We start from the raw sequence: 23,087 nt of genomic DNA, 5'->3' as shown, positions 1-23,087 counted from the left end.
AGACCACCAGTTCCGCGGACCAGCGCGAGCGCACGGCGGAGGGCCGAGCGATTCCCAGTGCGCCCTACAGCAGTGCCAGGTCGACGGCTTGGGCCATTGCGCGGTGGCCTGCGTCGTTGGGGTGTAGGCGGTCACCGCTGTCGTAGGTGGGGTTGAGGGCGTCCGGATCGGCGGGGTCGACTAGGGCGCGGTCGAAGTCGACGACGCCGTCGAACTCGTGGGAGGTGCGGATCCAGGTGTTGACCTGGTCGCGGACCTCCTCACCGCGGGGGCGGTAGTAGTCCGAGCCCTTGTACGGCAGCAGGGTGCCGCCGATGATCCGGACGCCCTTCGCCCGGGCTTGGCGGATGATCTTCCGGTAACCGGCGATCACCTCCGCGGCGGTGACCCGGGTGTTGGGCAGCGCGCACTCGAAGTCGATCTCGCTCATGCCGATGTCGTTGATGCCCTCGAGCAGGATCACCGTGCGCACCCCGGGCTGGGCGAGCGCGTCGCGGGCGAAGCGGTCGACGGCGCGGTCGCCGAAGCAGGTGGAGTCGTTGAGCACCCGGTTGCCGCCGATGCCCGCGTTCACCACGGGCACCCGGCCCTTGAGGCGCTCGGCCAGTTCGTCCGGGTAGCGGTTGTCGCCGTCCGGCGTGGACCCGGCGCCCTCGGTGATCGAGTCGCCGAAGGCCACCACCACGTCGCGCCGCGGCGACAGGTCGACCACGTCGACGCCGCTGACGTAGTAGAAGGACTGGGTGGACTCACCGAAGGCACCCGCGCCCACGTCCGCCCGGTGATCACCGTGGGCGTGGTAGCTCGACGCGTCGGCGAAGGTGTGGCCGGTGACCCGGCCGGTCCTGGTCGGGAAGTAGAGCGTCACGCTCAACCGCTGCAAGGGGGCCACGGGCAGGAGAGCGAGGTCCGTGACGACCTCACCGCCCGGTGGAACGACCACGGTCCGCTTGCCACCGAAGGTCAGGTTCCGCACCGTGGCGGGCCGCACGGCCGCGCCGTCCGCGGCCAGCGCGACGGTCGCCCCGCCCACCGTCAACGCGGTGGAGCTGAAGGCGTTGGACAGGCGCACCCGCACCGCGGGCCCACCCGCGCTGATCCGCACGACCTGCCGAACGGTGTCGTTGTCGAAGCCGTCGACCGCCCACACCGGGCTGACCAGGGGGTGCGGCTCTTGCGGCGACGACGCCCAAGTCGCCGCCCACCCCCGCCCCGACTCCGCGGTGGCCGTGGGCGCCACCGCCACCAATCCCGCCACGACCGCGCACGCCAGCACGACGAGCCTGTTCATCCGCGCTACCCCCGATAGCCGTTGTGGTTCAGACCAAAGATCAACCTACCGGCACCGCGGGCCGCCCTCCAGCACTCTTTCGGCCGAACCCTGCCCGGTGCCGCCAGGTCGACCAGTCGACGCCGCGCCCCGGCCAGGTGACCTCGTGGTGATCGTCGCGGGCTCACCGCCCGGGGACCGCGGACCCGATCCGGGGAGCACTGCTGTCCACAGTGGATGAACTGGCGACCCCGGTTGTCCACCGGCTCGGCGCTCCGAGCCGGGTGTCGTGGAACGCCTGGGGCGGGGTGGACAACTGCCGTCCACCCCGCCCCAGGCATTCGATCGGAGACGCTAGAACTGCGCTCTCGGTGGGAAGGTGGAGGCGGCCACGCCGATGGCGACGGCGACCGCGGTGAAGTAGGCGTCGTTGAGCACGCCCGCGGTCAGGTAGCTCGGCTTGACCTGGTTGGTGTTGGCCGGATCGGCGACCTCGCCCGCGATGTCGACGATCTCGTCGGCGCCCTGGTCGGTGTAGCCGATCACCAGGGCGGCGTTGACCTGCTGGCGGACCACCTCCCGCGGGTCGGACGGGGCGAGGCCCAGAGCCGGGATCGTCGTGACGATCACGTGCACCAGCGATCCGTCCGAGCGGCGGACGTTGCGCAGGGCGCCCGCGTTCGCCTGGTGCATCACCGAGCGGAAACCCGCCAGGATGTCGTCCTTCGACCGCCCCGCCAGCACGTCGTTGGCGCCGAGGGCGACGACCACGGTGCGCAGGTTGGGCTGACCGTAGACGTGCCGGTTGAGCGTCTCGGCGGCGTCGACCAGGGACGCCGAGCCGACGCCGGTCTGAGCGCCCGCCACCGAGTCACCGCGGTGCAGCACCTTGGCGTCCACCGCGGTCGACGCGCCCTCGAACAGGCGGACATCGGTGATGGAGCCGGGGAAGTACGTCGACACCGCGCCGCCGGAGAGCTTCAGGCCGCCGATCGCCAGCGGGCCGGTGCCGGTCCACGTGGCGGTCGACACGGTGGGCGAGCCCACCGCCTGACCGTTGACGTACAACGAAAGCAGCCGGGTGGCGCTGTCGTAGGTGCCGACCAGGTGCGTCCACGTGTTGAGCGTGGGCGCGGGGCCGACCACGGTGGCCGTCGCGGCCCCCGCGCTGTCGGTCGCCGGGCCGACCAGGACCCAGGCGTTGGCGGGCTGCGAGTAGCGCAACATCATCGAGCCGGTCGCGGTGCCGCCCTGGGCGAGCACCGTCGCGGTCGCCGCGGTGGACTCCAGGTTCACCCACGCCGAGACGGTGTAGCTGCGCGCGGTGTTGAGCACCGCGCCGCTGGTCGCGGCGACCCCGGTGGTGCCGTTGAAGTCCACCGCCCCGCCGCGGTCGGTGGTGCGGGTGTAGCCGCCCGCCAACGTCGCCGGGGCGGACCCAGCCGCGTCGTTGAGCGTCGTACCGCTGGTCTCGGCCATCTTCCACGCCGAGGTGGCGGCCAGACCGGTGCGGCTGGCGTTGACGATGCTGCCGGGCAGTGGCACCCCGGCCGTGTTGAGCGTGCCGGGCAGCCGGTCGACCCAGGTGTTGCGGTGCCCGGCGGTGCCGTCCGCGCCAGCTGCGGCGGCGTACTGGTCACCCAGCACGACAACCGTGCCCGCCGATGTGTCCGATGTGGACACCTGGACGCCGGAGAGCAGGTAGCTGCCGGTGGCCGCGGTGGTGAACCCGCTCGGCGAGGTCGCCGCGGTCAGGTCGCCCGCCCCGAAGCGCACCGGCGCGGTCGCGTTGGCGTGCACCGGGATCGTGCCGACCGCGCTCGCGTGGTGGACGCTGACGACGAGGTTGCCGGTGCCGCCCGCGGTCGCCGGGAAGGCGACCGCATCGCTGGTCACCTCACCACCGGCCGGGATGGTCACCGCTGCGGTACCGCCGAAGGCCAGTGCCGTCGGGGTGGCCAGGGCCTCGACCCCGGTGCCCTTCTGCGCGCCGACCGAGGCCTTGGTGACGGTGATCGGGTTGGGGTTGAGCGAGTTGGACAGCGTCACGCGCACCTGCGAGCCGGTGACGGTGGGGTGCACGACGGTCCGCACGGTCTGGTTGGCCAGACCCGCGCCACCCGGCGGGGCGGTGATGGTGTCCGCCGGGGCCGACCACGCGCCGAGCCAGCCGGTGGCGACCGGGCGCGGTGCGATGGCGAGCACGTGCATGGCAGGCGCACCAACGCAACCGGGCATGAACGTCGTGCCGTAATTGGGCAGCGTCACCGACTTGACGACCTTGGTCGGGTCGGCGGGCACGAAGATCGTGAACAGCCGCGGCTGGCCCGCCGTGCTCGTGGCGGTGCCGAGGGTGAAGTGCGGCAACACGACCTGCGCGGTCTCCCTGGAGCCCATGAACCAGTCCGGCACCGGCGGGAACTGCGGCCGGTCGGTCGTGTTGTCCAGGTAGTTGACCCCGCCCGCGCGCTGCGGGCTGCTGTAGCAGGTGTTGACCACGAGCAGGCCGATGGCGCTGGACTTCACCTGCTGCGCAACGGGAAGCGGGATGGTCTGGCCGTACGCGACGACGTTGTCGTTGCCGTCGGGCCGGTGTGCGGGCATCACGAAGGTCGCGCCGTCAACGGTCAGCGACGCACCGGGGGCGAGGCCTGCGGCGGCCATGGTCTGCGCCGAGATGCCCTTGACACCGCTGCCGTCGAGGTCGGACCCGGTTCCCTCGGGGGCGATGCCGTTGTTGTTCATCGCCGAGGCGAAGTCGGCCGCGGTGGCGGCGCCGATCGCGACCGCGCTGAGGTAGTCGACGCCGACCTTCCAGCCGGTGGCCGAGGTGTGGCGACCGGACACCTTGAACTTCACCTTGTGCGTGCCCGCGGTCAGGTGCACACCGCCCAGCGGCAGGTACGCCGTGCCCGCCGCGGCCTGGTAGCCGTCCCAAGGGGTCGTGTCCGTGGTGGCCAACGGGACGTCGTTCACCGAGATCGCCACCTTGGCCTGCTGCGGCCCCTTGGTGAGGTTGGCACCGAGGGCGTAGTCGGCCTCCTGGGCGATCTTGACGGCCAGCTCGACCGAGGCGCTGTCCGCGGTCGCGTCGAACGCCAACTGCGCGCCCTCCGACCACGACGCCGTGCCCCCGGCCTGGTTCTGCGGCGCGACGGCCATGCTCTGGCCCGCGGGCTGGGTCGGGGTGACCTGGCTGGCCTGCTCGGCCTCGAAGCGACCGGTCGGGTTCAGCTGCAGGAAGTCGATGCCCGCGTGGAAGCGGTCACCGACGGCCCCCGCGTTGGCGCCGGTCAACTTCACCGTGAGGGTGTGCGCGCCCGCGGTGAGCCGCTTGGTACCCAACGAGATCTGCCGCGTGCGCACCACCGGGTCGTAGTGGTCGAAGGAGCCGACCGGTCCGGTGTCGGTGGGCTGGCCAAGAGCCACCCCGTCGATGGAGTACTGGGTCTGGCCGTAGTCCATCGACCGGGTCACGCCGAGGCCGAGTTCGTAGTCGCGCTCGGTGGCCACGGTGAACCCCAGCGAGAACTGCTGGTTGACCGCCGTGCCTTGGAAGTGCACCTGCGCGCCGCCGGACCAGGTGACCCAGCAACAGGCGAGCTGGTTGGTGACGGGCACGTTCTGCCCACCCGGCTGCGAGAACGTCATCGCCTCGGCTTCGATCCTGGTCGAGGCGAACGGGCTGGGCGGGGCGACGTAGAACTGGTATGACTGCTCGGGTGAGAACTTGAGCGCGCTGTCGAAACTGCGCGCGTGCAAGGTGTGGTAGCCGGGGCTCAGGCCGGATGGCACCCGGATCGGTACGTTGACCTTGCCCGACACCCAGCCGCCGGTGGTGCCGAACTGGCGGTCGATCTCGCAGTCGACCGGACCCGGGATGGTCTGGGTGCCGGGGCCGGTGAACGAGTAGCTGAAGCCGAGGACGTCGGGGTTGGTCGGGTCCGAGAGCACGAACGTGCCCGGGTTGTTCGCGGTCGCGCCCCAGTTCTGCGCGGGGTAGTCGATGCTGCGGATCGTCGGTGTCGCCGGGATCGGTGTTGTGCGGACGATGAAGTAGTACGAGGTCGAGTACGCGGGCCCCCACAGGTACCGGGCCGGGACACCGGGGTACTGGTTGATGGCACCGACCTGGAACCGGTACATGCCATCGCCTAGCGGTGGTGTGGTCCACGCTCCCGTTGTGCCGGAAGCGATCTGCACCGAGTCAGCGGAGTTGGCGACCTGGATGCCGTTGCTGTTGAACACCTCGTAGCGCAGCACGATCGGCAGCGTGGGGTTGTTGTTGTCGGTCGCGGTCGCGGTCAGCGTGGGGGTGGCGGTACCGGTCGTCGCGGTGGCGCTGCACAGGTAGGCGCTCGGGACGGCCAGGCCGGTGGGCTGGTTGGGGCGGAAGCTGAACTCCACGATCGCCTTGGGCGCCGCGGCGCCGGAGGTGGCGAACTTCTTCCACTGCAGCTGGCTGCCCTCGTCCGGGGCGGTGAGGACCACGTGGATGTCGGGCCAGGAGCCGATGGAGGCCGCCTGGAGGTAGTCCTTGAGGCTGTCGGACTCGAACAGCACGCCGCCCGCGCCGCCGCACTGGTCACCCGCGCCGGAGGCCCTGGTGTCGAGCACGCCCTCCACCGCCGGGTTGTTCCAGCTCAGGCCGCTGGTGAACACACCGGTGCGGCGCAAGTGCACGGACTCGGCGACGCACAGGTGCGCGCCGTGGGTCTGGGTGGTGGACACCTGCGCCTTCCACACCACGGCGGGCCAGCCCGCGCGCGGGGCGAGTTCGGCGGTGTTGAAGCGGAAGTACGAGCGGGCGGTGGTGAGGTTGCCGCAGTCGTTGTTGCTGTTGTTGCAGCGGCCGACCTGGGCGTCCATGTTGGCGTTGAAGTAGTTCCAGCCGTTCTGGGTCGTCTCACCCCAGGCCAGCTGGTTGCCGGTCATCGACGGGTCGACGTACACCGGGAACGCCACGCCCGGCTTGGTCAGCGCGGCGATGTCGGGGCGGACGGTGACCTCGCCGGTCTCCACCTTCGCCGCCTTGCCCGCGGCGCGGCCCTGCTGCTCGGCCACCTTGGTGACGGCTACCTGCTTGACGGCTACATCGACGCGCTGGACCCGACCGCCCTCGGGGTCCTGGGCGGAGGGCTTGCTGTGGCCAGCGGGCGTGCTGGAGTCCCACTGGGTCGGCGTCGAGCCGCGGAACACCGGCTTGCCGGTGCCGTCGACCGCCGTCAGCGCCCCGTCGGCGCCGCTGGTCAGGGCGAGACCGGTGGCCCGGGAGGTCACCTTGATCTCCCGCAGCGCCGGGTTGGCCGCCGCGGTGGCGTCCCGCACGACGAGGACCTGCGAGTAGCCGAGGTCGGAGGCGGTCAGCACGAGGTCGACGCCCGGCAGCACGGCCGGGTAGGTCACCGAGGAGCCGCGCACCTCGGGCGCGGGCAGCGGCGTCGGCCAGGACAGCTCGACCCGCCCCTCCCCCGTCGGCGACGTGAGCGTCACGTACGGCGCGGTGCCACCCGCGGAGAACGCCACGTCCAGCGGGGTCGCGGCCGGGGCGAGGGTGCCTTCGGGCGTGGTGCGCAGGGTGCTGTCGACGGCGAGCCACTTGCCGTCGCGCTTGACCCGCTGCGGGGCGGCGCTCGACTCCAGGACGAACCTGCCGTCCGGCTGGGCCAGCACCTGGGTGGTCTCGGTGGTCCGCCCGAGGACCTCGACCGGCTTGCCGGTGGCCTTGGCCTGCCGCAGCGCGCTGTCCTCCGCGGCGGTCGGCGCCGCGGGCGCGGCGGGCGGGGGTGCGGCGGGGGTGGCCGCCTGGGCGGGGATCGACAGGCCCACCGCCCCGACGACCGCGGCCAGCAGGAGCGTGGCGGGTAGTCCTATCCGTTGTCGGGCAGCATGCAGCGACATCCGGGACGTTCTGCGCATCGTGAAACCCCAGGCTTTCTTGTCAGCGCAACATCTAGAAGTGCCTGGACCTTAACCCGCCTGCCGCGCCACAGGGAAGCATTACCGCGCACACGCGCTCAATTCGGCAATTAGCGCCGCTCAACGTCCCCGACGCTTCCCTTGTGGGCCTTGGATCTGGTAGGCGGGCAGCATGCGAACCGGGACGGGAAAATGCTTAACAGACTACGAGTCCGCATCGCTCGTTATTGCCGAAACGGGCGGTGGGGTGAAATCGGATCGAATATGCGTCGACGTGCTCAACGGAATCGAAAATGCGTCCGACTGACGGATATCCGCTAGTCCCTTCGGGCGAGCGCACCGCGCCCGGGTGGCGTGGTGCGCTCGACCCGGCGGGTCACTTGTCGCGGGCGAAGAGCTTGAGCACCTTGCCGTCGAGGTTGGCCAGCAGGTAGGCGCCGCCGTACTCGTCGGTCACGTAGAGCTTGAGCGCCGGGACGTGGTCGATGAGGCCGGTGTCGACGATGATGTAGCGCATGGTCGGCTTGGCCACGCCGAGGTCCTTGTCGGCCCGCTCCCACAGGGCGGGCAGCGCGTCCCAGTTGACCTTGTTGAGGTCGACCACGGCCCGGTCGGCGTCCACTGTGTCCGGTCCCTTGCGGGTCGCGGTCCCGTTGCGGTACTCGAAGTCGTCGAAGCCGTTCTTCACCGTGGCGGCGGGGGCGGTCGCCATCGCGTACTTGGCGTAGATGGTCAGGTCGGACACTTTGGTGCCGCCCATGACCCCGCTCAGGGCGGTGGCCACCTGGCGCGCGCCAGCCGGGGTGAGCAGGTCCTCCGGCACGGCGACCGCGGTGGTCGTCTTCGCCGTGGTGGTGGCGGGGGTGGCCTTCGTCGGCGGGGTGGCCGGTCCGCCGGTCTTGCTGGGACCGCCGGTCACCGACGGCGTGCTGACCTCGGTTCCCGGGCTGTCCGATCCGGTGCTGGACGGGTCGTCGCCCCCGGACAGGTAGTTGGTGAGCAGCACGGTGAGCGTGATGACCAGTGCCACCGCGACCAGCGACACCACCACCGCGGCCGTCCGCTTGCGGGTGGGCACCTGGTTCGGGCGCGACTGCCCGGGCGGCCAGTAGGCGGGGAACTGCTGCTGCTTCCACGGTCCGGTGCTGGGCGGGGAGAAGCCGGGGCCGGACTGGGTGGGGAACGGGGTCGACGGGGTCGGCTGGGCGGGGAAGGGAGTCGAGGGGGTCGGCTGCGCGGGGAAGGCGGGACCCGCCGGGGTGGGCGGGCCGAGGGGCATCGGCGCCCCGTGTTCGGCCGCCGCGAGCATCCGGTCGAGGACCTCGGGCGTCGGGCGGTTGGCCGGGTCGGGGACGAGGACCGCGCTGAGGGCGGCGCCGAGCGCGCCGGAGCGCCGCGGCGGCGGGACCGGCTCGGTCATCACCGCGGCGAGGGTGGCCATCGTGGTGGCGCGGCGCAGCGGGTGGTAGCCCTCGACCGCGACGTACAGCAGCATCGCCAGCGACCAGAGGTCCGACGCGGTCTTGGTCTCGTCGCCGAGCAGCCGCTCCGGGGCGATGTACTCCGGGGAGCCGATCACCTCGCCGGTCGCGGTGAGCTGGCCGGAGTCGTGCAGCGCGGCGATGCCGAAGTCGGTGAGCACGGCGCTGCCGTCCGGTCTCAGCAGCACGTTGCCCGGTTTGACGTCGCGGTGCAGGATGCCCGCGGTGTGCGCGGCGCGCAGGGCCCGGAGCACGTCGCGGCCGATCCGGGCGGCCTCGGCCGGGGCGAGGGTGCCCTCGCGCAGCCGCGAGTCCAGCGACGCGCCCTGGACCAGCTCCATCACGATCCACGGGTACGGGGTGTTGTCCTCGATGATCTGGTAGATCGACACGACGTTGGGGTGCTGCAGCCGGGCGAGCGCGCGGGACTCGCGCAGCACCCGCTCCCGCTGCTGGGCCGCCAGCGCCGGGTTGTGCTCGAAGAGCGCGGCGTCGGCCGGGCGCACCTCTTTGATGGCGACCTCGCGCTGCAGGCCCACGTCGCGGGCCCGCCACACCGTCCCCATGCCACCGCTACCCAGCGGCTCCAACAGCTCGAACCGGCCGCCCACTACGCGCCCGGTCTGCTCTCCCTCAGACACCGCGCAACGCTAGCAACCGCACCCACCCCGCCAACCGCCCGACCTGCGCTCATTCGCACTGGTAAACGAGCGGTCGGGGTGGGCGTGGCCCGCCCCGACCGCTCGCGGACCGGTCAGGACTCGCCGGTGATCCTGGCTGAATCGATCGAGGCGGCGGTGATCGCCCTGGCGGCGGTCTGGGTGGACGAACTGGAGTTCAGGGTGGTCAGGGTTGCCCGGTTGAGGGCGTGGACGACGAACTCGTAGGTGTTCACGGTCGAGGGTGAGCAGGGACCCTGGTAGCCGTAGAGGCTCGCGCTCCCCCGGTAGTAGATCTGCCTGGACCCCGCCGGGACCTGGGGTTGGTAGACGTGCTGGACGTTCTGCGGGAGGCCTGTCGCGCTCACCGGGATGTCGTAGATGACCCAGTGGATGAGGTTGGCGTTGTCGAGGTCACGCATGACGATCGCGTAGCTCTTGGCGGCTGTGGGGGCACCCGACCAGGCCAGGGGCGGGGACTCGTTCTTCTTGGCGGGGTCGTTGCCGCCGCCGCTGGTGCACTCGTGCACCTTGGGCATGAGGCCGCCGTTGGCGAAGGCGGTGCTGGACAGGGCGAACGCCGCGGGCGCGGCCGCCGCGGGCGAGAACCCGACGGCCCAGATGGCGAGCAAGGCGCACAGCACGATACGTGTTGTTCTCACTGGAGGCTCCTGAGGAGACTGGTGGTTCATCGGTACACGCGCCGGGGCCCCCAAGCCTAGGCGTCCGGTATTCACGCAGCCACAGTCACTTGTTCACACCCAGTAGCGGACTCCGCGCAGGAGGACGTGGTCGACCACTGCGGCCGGACGGCCACAAGCGAGTGCCCGCCGAGGGGAGGTCGGCGGGCACTCGGGTCGGATTGGCTAGGAGCGGGTTAGAACTGGGCTGTGGGTGGGAAGGTCGAGGCTGCTGCGGCGATGGCGGCGGCTACGACGGTGTAGTAGGTGTCGTTGGGTTGGCCTGCGGTGAGGTAGGTGGGGCTGATCAGGTTGGTGTTGGCGGGGTCGGCGACGGTGCCCGCGATGTCGATGACCTCGTCGGCGCCCTGGTCGGTGAAGTTGTTCAGGAGGTCGGCGTTGACCTGCTGGCGGACGATCTCGCGGGGGTCGTTCGCGGCCAGGCCCAGTGCCGGGATGGTGGCCACGATGACGTGGTTGAGGCTGCCGTCGGTGCGGCGGGTGTTGCGCAGCGCCTCGGCGTTGCCCTGGTGCATGACGTTGCGGAAACCGGTGAGGATGTCGGTCTTGTTGACGCCCGCCAGCACGTCGTTGGCACCCAGGGCGACCACCACCGTGCGCAGGTTGGGCTCACCGTAGGCGTGCCTGTTGAGTGTCTTGGCGGCATCGGCGAGTGACTGGGACCCGACACCGGCGCGGGGACCCGTCACGGCGTTGCCCCGGTACAGGACGCCCACGTCGGTCGCGGTCGCGGCGCCCTGGAACAGGGTCACCTCGCTGATGGACCCGTTGAAGTACCCCGAAACCACGCCACCGGCGGACTTCGCGGCGCCGATCACGAACGGTCCGGCGACATCGGCGGACACGCGGGGTGCGAACGCGACCAGTGCGCCGTTGACGTAGAGCCTCATCTCCTTGGTACCGACGTCGTAGGTGCCGACGAGGTGGGTCCAGGTGTTGAGCACGGGGGCCGGGCCGAGCACGAGCGCGGAGGCCCCACCCCCGTGGTTGCCCAGCGCCCATGCGTTGTTCGGCTTGGAGTACACCAACTCCAGCGAGCCTGCGCCGCCGGTACCACAGCTGAAGACCACCCCGGACCAGGTGGTCGACTCCAGCTTCACCCACGCGGAGATGGTGTAGCTCTCCGTGGTCTTGATCGGGTTCCCGGAGACGACGGCGTGACCGGTGCTGCCGTCGAAGTCCACCGCGCCACCGCGTTCGGCGGTGCGGGCACTGGTCCCGGCGAGCGTGGCGGGGAACGAGCCGCTCGAGTCGGTGAGCGTGGTACCGCTTGGCTCGTTCATCTGCCACGTCGCGGCGGCGGTCAGACCGGAGCGGGAGGCGTTGACGATGCTGCCGGGCAACGGCGTTCCGGCCGCGGTCAGCGCGCCGGGCAGCCGGTCGACCCAGGTCTTGGTGTGACCGGCGCTGGCGTCGGTGCCAGCCGCGGCGGACTGCTGGTCACCGAGGACCACCACGGTGCCGAGCGAGTTGTCCGATGTGGACACCTGGAGGCCGGACACCAGGTAGCTGCCGTTGGCGACCGTGGCGAACCCGGTGCCCGACGCCGTGGCGGTGAGGTCACCGGAACCGATGCGCACCGGCGCGGTCGGTCGTGAGTGCACCGGGACCCGGGACAGCGCCGTGGCGTGGTAAGCGCTGACCACGAGGTTGCCGGTTCCGCCCGCCGGGAAGGCGACCGCGTCGCTGGTCACCTCACCGCCCGCCGGGATCGTCACCGAGGCGCTGCCGCCGAAGAGGACAGCGGCGGGGGTGGCGACCGAGTCGACCCCGGTGCCCTGCTGGGCGCCGACGGAGACCTTGCTGACGGTGACCGGGGCCGGGTTGAGCGAGTTGGACAGCGTGACGCGGACCTGCGACCCGGTCAGGCTCGGGTGCACCACCGTGCGCACCGTCTGGTTGGCGAAGCCGACCCCGCCCGGCGGGACGGACGTGGTGTCCGGCTGCGCGGACCAGGCACCCAGCCACCCGGCTTGCACCGGCCGCGGCGCGATGGCCAGCACGTGCAGCGCGGGACCGCCCGCGCAGCCCGGCACGAACGGGGTGCCGTAGTTGGGCAGGGTGACCGACTTCAGCGTCTTGGTCGGGTCGGTCGGGACGAAGATCGTGTACAGCCGCGGCTGCCCGGTGGTGGCGATCGCGGTGCCCAGGTTGAAGTGCGGCAGCACCACGTGCGCCGACTCCTTGGGGCCCAGGAACCAGTCCGGCACGGTCGGGAACTGCGGCCGGTCGACGGTGTTGTCCACATAGGTCACCGCGCCGGAGCGCTGCGGCACCGCGTAGCAGGTGTCGACCACGAGCAGGCCGACCGCGCTCGACTTGATCTGCTGCGCGAGCGGCAGCGGGATCGTCTGGCCGTGCGCGATGACGTTGTCGTTGCCGTCGGCGCGGTGCGCGGGCATGACGAACGTGGCACCGTCCACGGTGAACGACGACCCGGGCGCGAGACCCGCCGCGGCCATGGTCTGCGCCGAGATCGAGGCGAGGCCGTTGGTGTCCAGGTCGGCCGCGGTGCCCTCCGGGGCGATGCCGTTGTTGTTCATCGCCGAGGTGAAGTCCACCGCCGTCGCCGCGGCGAAGGCCACCGCGCCGAAGTAGTCGACGCCGACCTTGTACCCGGACGAGGAAGCGTGCTTGCCCGTCACGGTGATCTTGACCTTGTGCGTGCCCGCCCCGAGGTGCGCGCCGCCGAGCGGGAGGTACGTGGTGCCCGCGGCCGCTTGGTAGCCGTCCCACGGGGTGTCGTCGGTCTTGGCCAGCGCGACGTCGTCGACCTTGATGGTCACCTGGCCCTGCTGCGGTCCCCTGGCGAGGTTGACGCCCAGGGCGTAGTCGGCCTCGACCGGCACCTTGAACGCGAGCTCGACCGAGGCGCCTGCGGCGGTCGCGTCGAACCCGAGCTGCGCGCCCTCCGACCAGTAGGTGCCACCGCCCGCCTGGTTCTGCCTGGCCACGGTCATCGACTGGCCCGGGGGCTGGGTCGGGGTGACCTGGCTGGGCTGCTCGGCCTCGAACCGGCCGGTCGGGGTGAGCAGCAGGTAGTCGACGCCCGCGTGGTAGCGCTGGCCCATGGAGTAGCCGTTGGTCCCGGTGACGGTCACCGTGAGCGTGTGCGCGCCCGCGGTCAGCCTTCTGGTCCCGAGCGGGACGTGCCGGGTGCGCACGACCCATTCGAAGAGTTCGAACGAGCCGACCGGGCCGTTGAGCGAGGGTTGCCCGACGGCCTGCCCGTCGATCGCGTACGCCACCTGCCCGTAGTCGGTGGACCGGGTGACGCCGAGGCCGAGGTCGTAGTCCTGTTCGGCGCCAACGGTGAAGCCGAGGGTGAACGACTGGTTCGCCGCGGTGCCGTAGAAGTGCACCTGCGCGTTGTTCGACCAGGTCACGCCGCAGCAGTTGGCCTGGGTGGCGATGGTGACGCCCTGCCCGCCCGGCTGCGACACCGTCATCGACTCGGCCTCGAGCTTGGTCGGCGAGAGCAGGGTCGTCGGCGCGACGTAGAACTGGTACGCCTGCGTCTCCGGCGATAGCTTGTGCGAGCGGTCGAAGCTGCGCACGTGCAGGGTGTGGTAGCCGGGCGAGAGACCCGCGGGCAGGCGGATCGTCGCCGAGGAGCCGGAGACCCAGCCGCCGGTGAGGCCGAACACCTTGTCGAAGTCGCAGTCGGTCGGGCCGGGGAGCACCTCGGTGCCGGGGCCGTTGAAGGTGTAGGTGAAGCCCTCGACCTCACCACCCGGGCTGCCCGGGTCGCTCACCGAGATCGAGCCGGGCGAGTTCGCCGGGGAACCCCAGGCGCCGCTCGGGTAGTCCGGACTCGGTTTGACCACCGGGGTGAGCAGCGGCGCGGTCCGGACGTTGAAGTCCAGGACCGACGAGTACGCCGGTCCCCACAGGTTGCGGTTGGCGTCGCCCGGGTACTGGCTGAGCGCGCCGACCTGGTAGCGGTAGTCGCCGTCGGGCAGGGTCGGTGTGGTCCAGGTCCCCGTCGTGCCCGAGGCGATCACGACGCTGTTGTTGGAGTGCGTCACCAGGGCGTTGGTGATCCGGTTGTAGATCTCGTAGCGCAGGATGACCGGCAGCGTCGGGCTGTTGTTGTCGGTCGCCGTGGCGTGCAGCGTCGGGGTGGCGGTGGCCACCGTCGCGCTGTAGGGCCAGCACTGCCCCGCGGCGGGGATGAGCAGGCCGGTGGGCTGGTTGGGGCGGTAGCTGAACTCGGCGACCAGCTTCGGCGCGGCGGCACCGGAGGTGGCGAACTTCTTCCACTGCGACTGCAGGCTCTCGTTGTCGGCCGCGAGGGCGATGGTGATGTCGTTCCACCCGCCGTTGGCGGCGGTCTGCACGAAGTCCTTGACCGGCGGCGCGGTGAACGGCACGCCACCCGCGCCACCGCACTGGTCACCGGCGGCGGAGTACACGGTGTCGAGGTGGCCCGACAGACCCGGGTTGTTCCAGGACATGCCCGAGAAGATGGGGCCGCTGCTCCACAGGCGGACCGGCTCGGCGGTGCACCCGTTCGCGCCGTGCACCTGGGTCGTGTAGACACCCGCGGTCCACACCACGGCGGCCCAGCCCGAGCGGGGCTTGATGGGCTCGGTGTTCAGCCGGAAGTACGACCGGGCGGTGGTCAGCGACCCGCAGTCGCCGTTGCTGTTGTTGCAGCGGCCGACCTGGGCGACCATCGCGGCGTTGAAGTAGCTGAAGCCGTTGGCGGTGGTCTCACCCCAGGCGAGCTGGTTGCCGGTCAGCGACGGGTCGACGTAGACCGGGTACTTCACGCCCGGTCGGGTCAACGCGGCCACGTCGGGGAGCACGGAGATCTCGGCGTTGCGCACCGCGGTGGTCTTCTTGCCTGCCGCGGCGGGCTGCTCGACGGCGACCTCGCGCGCGGTGACGGTGACCTTGTCCACCCGGGCGGCCTTGGGGTCGGTCGCGGTGGGGGCCGGGTCGGTCGCGGTCGGACGCGCGGAGTCCCACATGGTCGGGGTGGAGCCGGTGAAGACCACCTCGCCCTCGGCGTCGACGGCCGAGAGCGCGCCGTCCGCGCCGGTGCGCACGGTCAGGCCGGTGGACCTGGCGGTGACCTTCACCTGGCGCAGCGCCGGGTTGGCCGCCGCGTCGGCGTCGTGCACCACCAGGACCTGCTGGTAGCTCAGCGGTGAAGCGGCGAGGACGAGGTCGACGCCGGGCAGGACACCGGCGTAGGTCGCGGTGGAACCGTCCACCCGCGGCGCGGGCAGCGGGGTCGGCCAGTGCAGCGCGACCTGGCCCTGCGCCGACTTCAGCGTGACGTACGGGGCGGTGCCGCCGCCGGAGAACGAGACGTCCAGCGGGGCGGCGGCGGGGGTGAGGGTGCCGTCGGCAGCGGCGCGCAGGGCGGCGTCGACGGGCTGCCACTTGTCGCCGCGCTTGACCCGCTGCGGGGCGGCGCTGGACTCGTAGACGAACCGGCCGTCCGGCTTCACCAGGACCTGGCTCGTCTCGGTGACCGCGTCGGCGACCACCACCGGCTCCCCGGTGGCCTTGGCCTTGGCGAAGGCGTCCTGCTCGGCGCCGGTCAACGACGACGCGGCGGGCGCGGGGGCGGCGGTGGCCGTCGTGCTCAGACCGGCTACCGCGAGCGCGGCGATGAGCAGGGTCTGCCCGGTCCGCGCGGCGGCGCGGACGAACAGATCTCGTGTGGGCGTGCGGGAACTTCGGCGCATGTGAAACCCCCAGGAATCGGCGCGGTCGAACGGACCATAGCTGTCGGATCCGCACCGGGGGAAGTGCCAAACAATGTTTCGACCATCAAGTTCCGCCGGTTCGACTTACTCGAACAATAGTCCGTTTTGCCTGGTCACCAACTACTTGACGAGTGCCAATCGGGCCCGAATTACGCCGAATGCCCGAGCGGCGACGGCTGAACGCTCGCGTCACACCCGACCCTTATCACAATTGCCGCCTCATCCACAGCATTAATTCCCACCGCGTTTCCACTGACCGGTTCGCCACTTCGCAACAGGTTATTGCGACGTTTCGCCCCTCACCAACCACAGGGCCCGAAGACGTGCCACGACGGGACTTTGGGCGGCGGACGCGGGCCCGGTCGGGGACCGAGGCTTGCGGTACCGGACCCGGGGCGGGCGCCATGGGCACCGACCCGGTCCGGAGCGACCAAAGAGGACGGTGCGATGACCGCGGCCGAGGTGTTCCCCGACAACGAGACGGTGGTGACCGCCCTGCGGTTGGCGTGCTGCGCGCCGTCGGCGCACAACACCCAGCCGTGGCGCTGGCGGGTCGGCCGGTCCTCGATCCGCCTGCACGCCGATCAGACCAGGCGGTTGACCGCCGCCGATCCGGACGGCCGCGACCTGGTGATCAGCTGCGGCGCGGCGTTGCACCACCTGGTCACCGCGCTGGCGGCGTTCGGCTGGCGGTCGCGGGTGCACCGCGGGCCCGACCCGGCCGATCCGACGCTGCTGGCCGAGGTGGAACTGACTTCCGCACCCCCGAGTCGCGCGGAAGTCCTTGCGGCGTCAGCGATCATCCGCAGGCGCAGTGATCGCCGCGGCTACGCCGAGTGGCCGGTCGAGGACACCCCGCTGCGGGAGATGATCCGCGCGGCGGCGGAGTTGGGCGTGCTGGTCCAGGTGGTGACCGGCCCCGCCCGGGCGCGGCTCGCCGAGCTGACGAACCTGGCCAACTCGTTGCGGTCAAATGCTTCGCACGACGAGATGGCGGCGTGGTCCGGTAGGCACAGCGGATCCGTCGACGGGGTGCCCTCGGCGAACACGCCCCGGGAGGTCCGCTACGGCGACCTCGTCACGCGGCGGTTCTCCGCCCCCGGCCTGGCGTCGCCCCAGGGTGGCGCGGGGACGCTCTTGGTGCTGGGGACCGAATCCGACGACCGGGAGTCGAGATTGCGCGCGGGCGAGGCGACCAGTGCGGTGACGTTGGCGGCGACGGCTTCGCGGCTCGTCTCGTGCCCGATCACGCAGTCGCTGGAGTCCCCCTCGTCGCGCGCCCGGGTGCGGGCGGAGGTGGTGGGGAACACGATGGTGCCGCAGATGGTGGTGCGGGTCGGCAGGCCGATGGCGGGCGCGGGCGAGTTGCCGCGAACACCACGGAGACCGGTCACCGACGTCCTGGATTTCGTCTAGGAGCCTTCACCTTCAACGAAACCGAGCCGGACCACCCTTCCTGGGGCGGTCCGGCTCATGCGGGGTCAGCGCAAGGCGGAGTCAGCGAACGATCGATACCGGGCACGGGCTGTGCCGGATCAAGGCCTGGCTGGTTGACCCGAGCAGGAGTCCGGCGAAACCGCCCCGCCCACGCGATCCGACGACCACCAACTCGGCGTCGGCCGCCTGCTCGAGGAGCAGTCGGGCGGGCCGGGAGCGGGCAACGACCAGCTCCACGGGGACGGCGGGGAACTTGGCGCGCCAGGGCGCGACCCGGTCGGCGAGCAGCTCACCGGCCTGTGTGGACAGTTGCCCCCAGTCCAGCGCGGCGTAGCCCGCGGTGTGGGCGGCGTCGAGGAGGGTGTCGCTCCAGGCGTGGGTCGCGACGACGGTGTGGTTGGCGGTGGCCGCGTGCTCGAAGGCGAACGCCAGCGCGGCGTCATCGGTCGGCCCACCATCGACGCCGACCACGACGCGGGACCCCTTGCTCTCACCCCGGACCACGACGACGGGGCAGGCGCCGTGCGCGGACAACGCGACCGCGGTCGAACCGAGCAGCATGCCCGAGAAGCCGCCCAGTCCACGCGATCCCAGCACCAGCAGCGTCGCCCCCTCGCTCGCCGCGCGGAGTTCCGCCACGACGTCACCCTCCAGCGCGGCGGTGCGCACGAGCAGGTCGGGCGCTGTCACGTTGGCCGCGTCCCGCGCCTCGGCGAGGGTCGCGTGGGCCTGTTCCCGCAGACCCGCGAGCAACTGGGGGCCGGTGGCGGCGGCCTCGGGGAAACCGGTGATGGGCCACGGGTAGACGGTGACGACCCGCAGCCAGGTCTCGCGCCGGTGGGCTTCGGCGGCCGCCCACACCACGGCCTCGCGGGCGGACTCGGAGCCGTCGACGGCAACCGATACGGGGTGGCTCATACCGCACTCCTGTTCACTGTGGACGATTGCGGACCGCACCACCGACGGTAGTGGCGATGGTGGTCGGGTCACCGCTGTCCGAGGTCCTCAGCCACCCGGGACCTTGGTGCCGCGCACCGGGCACTCCGACCCGGTACTACTCGCGCACCCGGTTCAGGAAGGCCGCCAGGTTGGCGGCGGTGCGGTCGATCACCTCGGCGAGGGTGAGGGACTCGCGCAGGCGCCCGCCCGGCTCGGTCTGCTTCTTGCCGCGCAGGTAGAGCGAGCAGGCGAGGTCGGTGCAGATGTAGGTGCCCACGGAACTGGCGGACTGCCCGGGCTTGCGGGCCGTCATCAACGACACACCGGTGCCCGGGTGGGTGGTGAGGCACAGCGCGCACATGCCGCGCCGGACCTGGCCCGCCTGCGGGGCGACCCGCAGGGCGACGCCGACGAGGCGGTCGTCGGACTCGGCGACCAGGTAGGCGCGCTCGCGTGACGCCGGGTCGCGCCAGCCCAGGAAGTCCAGGTCGGCCCAGGGGCGTTCGGCGAGGTCGCGGGGGACGACCAGGCGCTTGGCCTCGCCCTTCGTGCAGTTGACGAAGGAGGCCCGGATGGCGTTCTCGGTGACCGGCAACATAGGGAGTAGCCTAATACCCCTAGGCAACTGAATAACCAACTTAGGTGGGAACGCATGGCGCGCGCTGGGGTGACGGTCGAGCGGCTGACGCTGGCGGCGGCGGAGCTGGCCGATGAGCTCGGGTTCGAGAACGTGACCGTCTCGACCGTGGCGCGGCGGTTCGGGGTGCGCGACGCGAGCCTGTACTCGCACATCAAGAGCGCCCGCGACCTGCGGGTTCGGGTCGCGCTGCTGGCCATGGCCGAGCTCGCCGACCGGGTCGCCGACGCGCTGGCGGGCCGGGCGGGCAAGGACGCGCTGGTCGCGTTCGCCAACGCCTACCGCGACTACGCGCTGCGCCACCCCGGCCGGTACGCGGCCGCGCAGCTCGACCTCGACGACGAAACGGTGGCGGGGAGCGCAGCCGGGCGGCACTCGGCGATGACCCGCGCCCTGCTGCGCGGCTACCAGCTGCCCGAACCCGCCCAGACCGACGCGATCCGGCTGCTGCACAGCACCTTCCACGGGTACGTGACCCTGGAGGCGGGCGGCCGCTTCCGGCTCACCCCGCGCGAGGTGGACGCGTCCTGGGCCGCGACCGTGGCGGCACTCGACGCGCTCCTGCGGAACTGGCCGAGCGCCTAGTGGCTCGACTCAGCTCGACTCAGAACGCCGCCAAGTGGGTCGAGGCACGGTCGACGTTCTGGGTCGCACCACTAGGAGAACGGCTGGGCGGGTGCGGCGCGCAGGGCCGCGGCGAAGCGGGCCCAGAAGGCTTGGGAGTCCGCGGGGGCGGCTGCGTCCGTTGCGCATCGGTCGGCGAGGGCCAGCACGTCCTGCAGCTGCTCCGGGGTGAACAGCGGGAAGAACTCCCACGTGCCGCGCCCGGTCGCGGCGGGGACTGCGGACTCGCGGCGGTGGCGGAGTTCCTGGTGGATGAGCGCGATCTTGAGCTGGTACTCGCGGCGGACCGGGTCGGCGCTCGCCTCGGCACGCAGGAGGTCGACGATGTTGTCGAGCACTGAGGTGAAGTGGTCGAAGTCGTCGACGGTCAGTTCGACGGTGTAGAAGAACTGCGTGGTGCTGACCCGGCCCTCGCGCTTCTGCCGCGCCCACACCGGTGCCAAGTCGTGCGGATCGGGCACCTGACCGGACAGGAGCCGCGCGGCGAAATCGCGGAGATTCCCCTCGCCGATGCCCTGGTGGTACTCGAACGCCACCCCGGGAAGGGTGATCAGCGTGGGGTGCAGTGCGCTGAAATGCTTGACCAGCGCGACTTGTTCCGGTTCGGCGAGCACTCCCCACTCGCCGTGCGGACCACCGCAGGTCTCGGCGAGTTGACCGAGGCAGAACGCGATGGCTTTGGGTTCGCTGTTGTCCCATTCGGTGGCGATCCAGCGGTCGAAATCGGTTCTCGGGGGCATCGGTGTCCTTCCGGTCCGCGGGGTCGACGCTGTGCTGAACGCTTTCTTGCCCGCGAGGTGACCGAGGCCGAGTTCCAACCGCCTCCGCAGGCCGTCGTGCCGGGAACGGGCGGCCGCGACCCCGGCGTCGGCGGCTTTCGCGTACCACTTCAGGGCGTCGGCGGGGTTGCCGAAGTGCTCCTCGTAGATCCGACCCAGGTACAGCGCGCCCGCGGGGCTGCCGAGGTGCGCGGACCTGGTGTACCACCGCAGGGCCCCGTCGACGTCCAGGGTCGCCGGGTCGGCCTCGCGACCGCTCAGCATGGCCTGCAACCGGCCCTCGACGATCAGGCCGTACTTGGCCATCGCGTCGACGTGACCAGCGCGCGCCGCCGCGTGCAGCAATTCCCGGATCTCCGCGAACGGGACCTCGACCTCCCACTCGAATTCGAGCCTGCGCGCGGTCTCGTAGAATTCCTCGGCCTGCGCCATACTGATATTGGGCACCTCGAACGGCGCGGAGCGGCCCGAAGTGAAGTGGTAGTTGTGGATGCCGCCGACGACCGAGCCGGTGAGCACGACATCGCCGGAGATCACCGCACCGGGGGCGATCTCGTTGTGCACCGGATTCCCCGACTCCGCCATTCAGCCACCCCGCCCGGTACGCCTCGGCCAGCCCCACCGAGGGTACGCGGCCGCCGATCCCCCGGGTGGGCTTTTCCGCGATCGGGCAGCGGCTCCGCCGATCGAGTGACGGCCGCCCGCATTCCGGTGAATCGCCGATGATCACCGGTGGCGCAATCCCGCGATTCCTAGCGTGCAGACAGACAACCGATCGGGGAGGTTCGGGGTGCGCAGACTGTTCACGCTCGTGGTCGCGGTGGCGGCGTTATCGGCCGGGATGGTGCCCGCGGCGGCGGAAGGGGGCACGAACGACTACCTGGTCGTGCTCAAGGACGGCCACTCCCCCACCCGGTACGCGGCCAAGGCGAAGCGGACGTTCAGCCGCGCGGTCAACGGGTTCTCGGCCGAGCTGACCGGCCGCCAGGCGCGCGAACTGGCCGCGGACCCCGCTGTGGCGAGCGTCCAGCCGAACCGGGTCGTCCGGGCGGACACGACGCAGACCAACCCGCCGTCGTGGGGGCTGGACCGGATCGACCAGAGCGGCGGTGAACTCGACGACGCCTACACCTACAACACCACCGCGTCGAACGTCACGGCCTACATCATCGACACCGGGATCTACACCGCGAACACCGATTTCGGCGGGCGCGCGGTGTGGGGCACCAACACCAGCGGCGACGGCAAGGACGCGGACTGCCACGGCCACGGCACGCACGTCGCGGGGACCGTCGGCGGGACCGGCCACGGCGTCGCCAAGGGGGTGCGGCTGGTCGCGGTGAAGGTCCTCGACTGCCGGGGCAACGGCACCACCGAGTCGGTCGTCGCCGGGATCGACTGGGTGATCGCGCATCACACGTCCGGGCCCGCGGTGGCCAACCTCAGCCTGGGCGGGGACCCGGACCCGGTGCTCGACGGCGCCATCCAGCGGCTGATCGCCGACGGGGTGAGCACGGTCGTGTCGGCGGGCAACGACAACGGCGACGCCTGCGCGCAGTCGCCCGCGCGGACGGCCGAGGCGATCACCGTGGGGTCCTCCAGCGAGGGCGACGCGCGGTCCTCGTACTCCAACACCGGCACCTGCGTCGACCTGTTCGCGCCGGGTGAGTACATCACCTCGGCGTGGACGGGCTACCCGTCGGCGACGAACACGATCAGCGGCACCTCGATGGCCGCGCCGCACGCCACCGGGGCGGCGGCACTGCTGCTCGCGGTCGACCCGGCAACCACCCCAGCGCAGATCGCATCGCACATCGTGCTGGAGGCGACGCCGAACAAGGTGACCAACGCCGGGACCGGCTCACCCAACAAGCTGCTCATCGTCGGCACCGGCAGCAGGCCCGGCTACCCGGTCGTGCCGAACCCCGGGTACCGCGCGCAGCGGACCGGGACACCGATGACCATCCAGCTGTCCGCGGCGGGCGGCACCGCGCCCTACACCTGGTCGGCGGCCGGGCTACCGACCGGGACGAGCATCGGCGCGGGCACCGGACTGATCTCCGGCACGCCCACGCAGACCCTGGTCAACAGCACGATCACCGTGTCGGCCAAGGACAAGGCGAACCGGACCACGACCGTGCGGTTCCAGGCGACGGTCGTCCCGCCGGGGTGGACGTGCCCGAGCGGCGGCCAGAAGTTCCTCAACCCCGGCTTCGAGAACGGCGACACCGACTGGTGGTCCAGCGGCTACTACATCGACCGCTACACCGGCGCCGAGGCCCCGCGCACCGGCTCGTGGGCGGCGAAGATCCCGACCTTCGGATCACTCGGCAACAAGATCACCCAGACGGTCACCATCCCGCGCGAGTGCGCTTGGTCGACGCTCACCTTCTGGGCCAAGGTCACCAACGCCTCCCCCGACACGTGGGACCGACTCGTGGTCCAGACCGACGAGCGGGAGTTGGCGTCATTCCCGGCGAAGGGCGCACCTGCGGGGTACAAGCAGTACACGGTGGATCTGTCGGGGTTCGCGGGGAAGACGGTGCGGTTGTGGTTTGACGGGTGGGGAGATACGGCGAATGTCGCCAACTTCATCTTGGATGACCTGGCGGTGAATGCTCGCTGAGTTGTGATGGGGTGGCCGTCCACAACCTCTTCTGTTGTCCACGACCTCTTCTGCTGTCCACGACCTCATTCTGTTGTCCACGAACTCTTCTGTTGTCCACAACGTCTTCTGTTGTCCACAGGGCTCTGGTTGCTGCTGCGGTTCTGTCGGGTTTGCTCGGTAGGCTGTATATCGGGGGCTCTTGTGGCAGATGATCTTGCGGGGCCTGGTTGTGGTGGTTTGTTTGTCCACAACGGTTCTGGTTGTCCACAGGGTGCTGGTTGCTGCTCCCGTTGTGTCGGTGCTGCGCGAT

At 71.1% G+C, this 23,087-nt stretch carries 11 protein-coding genes; 3 read left to right on the top strand and 8 right to left on the bottom strand.

Features of this window, described 5'->3' with window-relative positions:
• Positions 1-64: 64 nt before the first annotated feature.
• The 5 genes from LV75_RS03165 to LV75_RS03145 all read right to left on the bottom strand — a co-directional run bounded on the left by LV75_RS03165 (position 65) and on the right by LV75_RS03145 (position 15,732).
• On the bottom strand, positions 65-1,291 hold the full coding sequence (locus LV75_RS03165) for an SGNH/GDSL hydrolase family protein (protein WP_253885095.1): 1,227 nt from the start codon (positions 1,289-1,291) through the stop codon (positions 65-67).
• A 333-nt stretch (positions 1,292-1,624) separates the two neighbouring features.
• Positions 1,625-7,189 (bottom strand): LamG-like jellyroll fold domain-containing protein, encoded by a 5,565-nt coding sequence (locus tag LV75_RS03160; protein ID WP_253885094.1) that lies wholly within the window; start codon positions 7,187-7,189, stop codon positions 1,625-1,627.
• 376 nt (positions 7,190-7,565) lie between these two features.
• Positions 7,566-9,311: a serine/threonine-protein kinase gene (locus LV75_RS03155; RefSeq protein ID WP_253885093.1), complete on the bottom strand. Its 1,746-nt coding sequence runs from the start codon at positions 9,309-9,311 to the stop codon at positions 7,566-7,568.
• A gap of 113 nt (positions 9,312-9,424) precedes the next feature.
• Positions 9,425-9,973 (bottom strand): YbhB/YbcL family Raf kinase inhibitor-like protein, encoded by a 549-nt coding sequence (locus LV75_RS03150; RefSeq protein ID WP_253885451.1) that lies wholly within the window; start codon positions 9,971-9,973, stop codon positions 9,425-9,427.
• 233 nt (positions 9,974-10,206) lie between these two features.
• Positions 10,207-15,732, bottom strand: coding sequence for a LamG-like jellyroll fold domain-containing protein (locus tag LV75_RS03145; RefSeq protein WP_253885092.1), 5,526 nt, complete (start codon positions 15,730-15,732; stop codon positions 10,207-10,209).
• Between the two features lie 468 nt (positions 15,733-16,200).
• Here LV75_RS03145 and LV75_RS03140 point away from each other — a divergent pair, with 468 nt between their 5' ends.
• Positions 16,201-17,169: an Acg family FMN-binding oxidoreductase gene (locus LV75_RS03140; protein WP_253885091.1), complete on the top strand. Its 969-nt coding sequence runs from the start codon at positions 16,201-16,203 to the stop codon at positions 17,167-17,169.
• Positions 17,170-17,250: 81 nt separating this feature from the next.
• Here LV75_RS03140 and LV75_RS03135 read toward each other — a convergent pair whose 3' ends face one another.
• Both LV75_RS03135 and LV75_RS03130 read right to left on the bottom strand, forming a co-directional pair.
• Complete coding sequence (locus LV75_RS03135; protein ID WP_253885090.1) at positions 17,251-18,108, bottom strand: universal stress protein; 858 nt, start codon at positions 18,106-18,108, stop codon at positions 17,251-17,253.
• Between the two features lie 136 nt (positions 18,109-18,244).
• The gene (locus LV75_RS03130; RefSeq protein ID WP_253885089.1) at positions 18,245-18,727 is read right to left on the bottom strand and encodes an FBP domain-containing protein; all 483 of its coding nucleotides are present in this window, start codon (positions 18,725-18,727) and stop codon (positions 18,245-18,247) included.
• 54 nt (positions 18,728-18,781) lie between these two features.
• On the opposite strand from LV75_RS03130, the gene LV75_RS03125 reads away from it, so the two are divergent.
• Positions 18,782-19,351 (top strand): TetR/AcrR family transcriptional regulator, encoded by a 570-nt coding sequence (locus LV75_RS03125; RefSeq protein ID WP_253885088.1) that lies wholly within the window; start codon positions 18,782-18,784, stop codon positions 19,349-19,351.
• A gap of 71 nt (positions 19,352-19,422) precedes the next feature.
• Here LV75_RS03125 and LV75_RS03120 read toward each other — a convergent pair whose 3' ends face one another.
• Entirely contained in the window at positions 19,423-20,754 is a 1,332-nt protein-coding gene (locus tag LV75_RS03120) for a tetratricopeptide repeat protein (protein ID WP_253885087.1), read from the bottom strand.
• Between the two features lie 205 nt (positions 20,755-20,959).
• On the opposite strand from LV75_RS03120, the gene LV75_RS03115 reads away from it, so the two are divergent.
• Positions 20,960-22,795, top strand: coding sequence for a S8 family serine peptidase (locus LV75_RS03115; protein ID WP_253885086.1), 1,836 nt, complete (start codon positions 20,960-20,962; stop codon positions 22,793-22,795).
• Positions 22,796-23,087: the final 292 nt, after the last annotated feature.

Source organism: Actinokineospora diospyrosa, assembly GCF_024171925.1.
Lineage (GTDB): Bacteria > Actinomycetota > Actinomycetes > Mycobacteriales > Pseudonocardiaceae > Actinokineospora > Actinokineospora diospyrosa.
Note: the sequence above shows the minus strand (reverse complement) of the source record. Positions and strands in the feature narration are given on the sequence as shown.

What these genes read in the sequence shown, in the direction of transcription:
- LV75_RS03135 (WP_253885090.1), bottom strand. Translation starts at nt 18,108, where the DNA reads ATGAGCCACCCCGTATCGGTTGCCGTCGACGGCTCCGAGTCCGCCCGC.
- LV75_RS03120 (WP_253885087.1), bottom strand. Translation starts at nt 20,754, where the DNA reads ATGGCGGAGTCGGGGAATCCGGTGCACAACGAGATCGCCCCCGGTGCG.
- LV75_RS03165 (WP_253885095.1), bottom strand. Translation starts at nt 1,291, where the DNA reads ATGAACAGGCTCGTCGTGCTGGCGTGCGCGGTCGTGGCGGGATTGGTG.
- LV75_RS03145 (WP_253885092.1), bottom strand. Translation starts at nt 15,732, where the DNA reads ATGCGCCGAAGTTCCCGCACGCCCACACGAGATCTGTTCGTCCGCGCC.
- LV75_RS03140 (WP_253885091.1), top strand. Translation starts at nt 16,201, where the DNA reads ATGACCGCGGCCGAGGTGTTCCCCGACAACGAGACGGTGGTGACCGCC.
- LV75_RS03160 (WP_253885094.1), bottom strand. Translation starts at nt 7,189, where the DNA reads ATGCGCAGAACGTCCCGGATGTCGCTGCATGCTGCCCGACAACGGATA.
- LV75_RS03130 (WP_253885089.1), bottom strand. Translation starts at nt 18,727, where the DNA reads ATGTTGCCGGTCACCGAGAACGCCATCCGGGCCTCCTTCGTCAACTGC.
- LV75_RS03125 (WP_253885088.1), top strand. Translation starts at nt 18,782, where the DNA reads ATGGCGCGCGCTGGGGTGACGGTCGAGCGGCTGACGCTGGCGGCGGCG.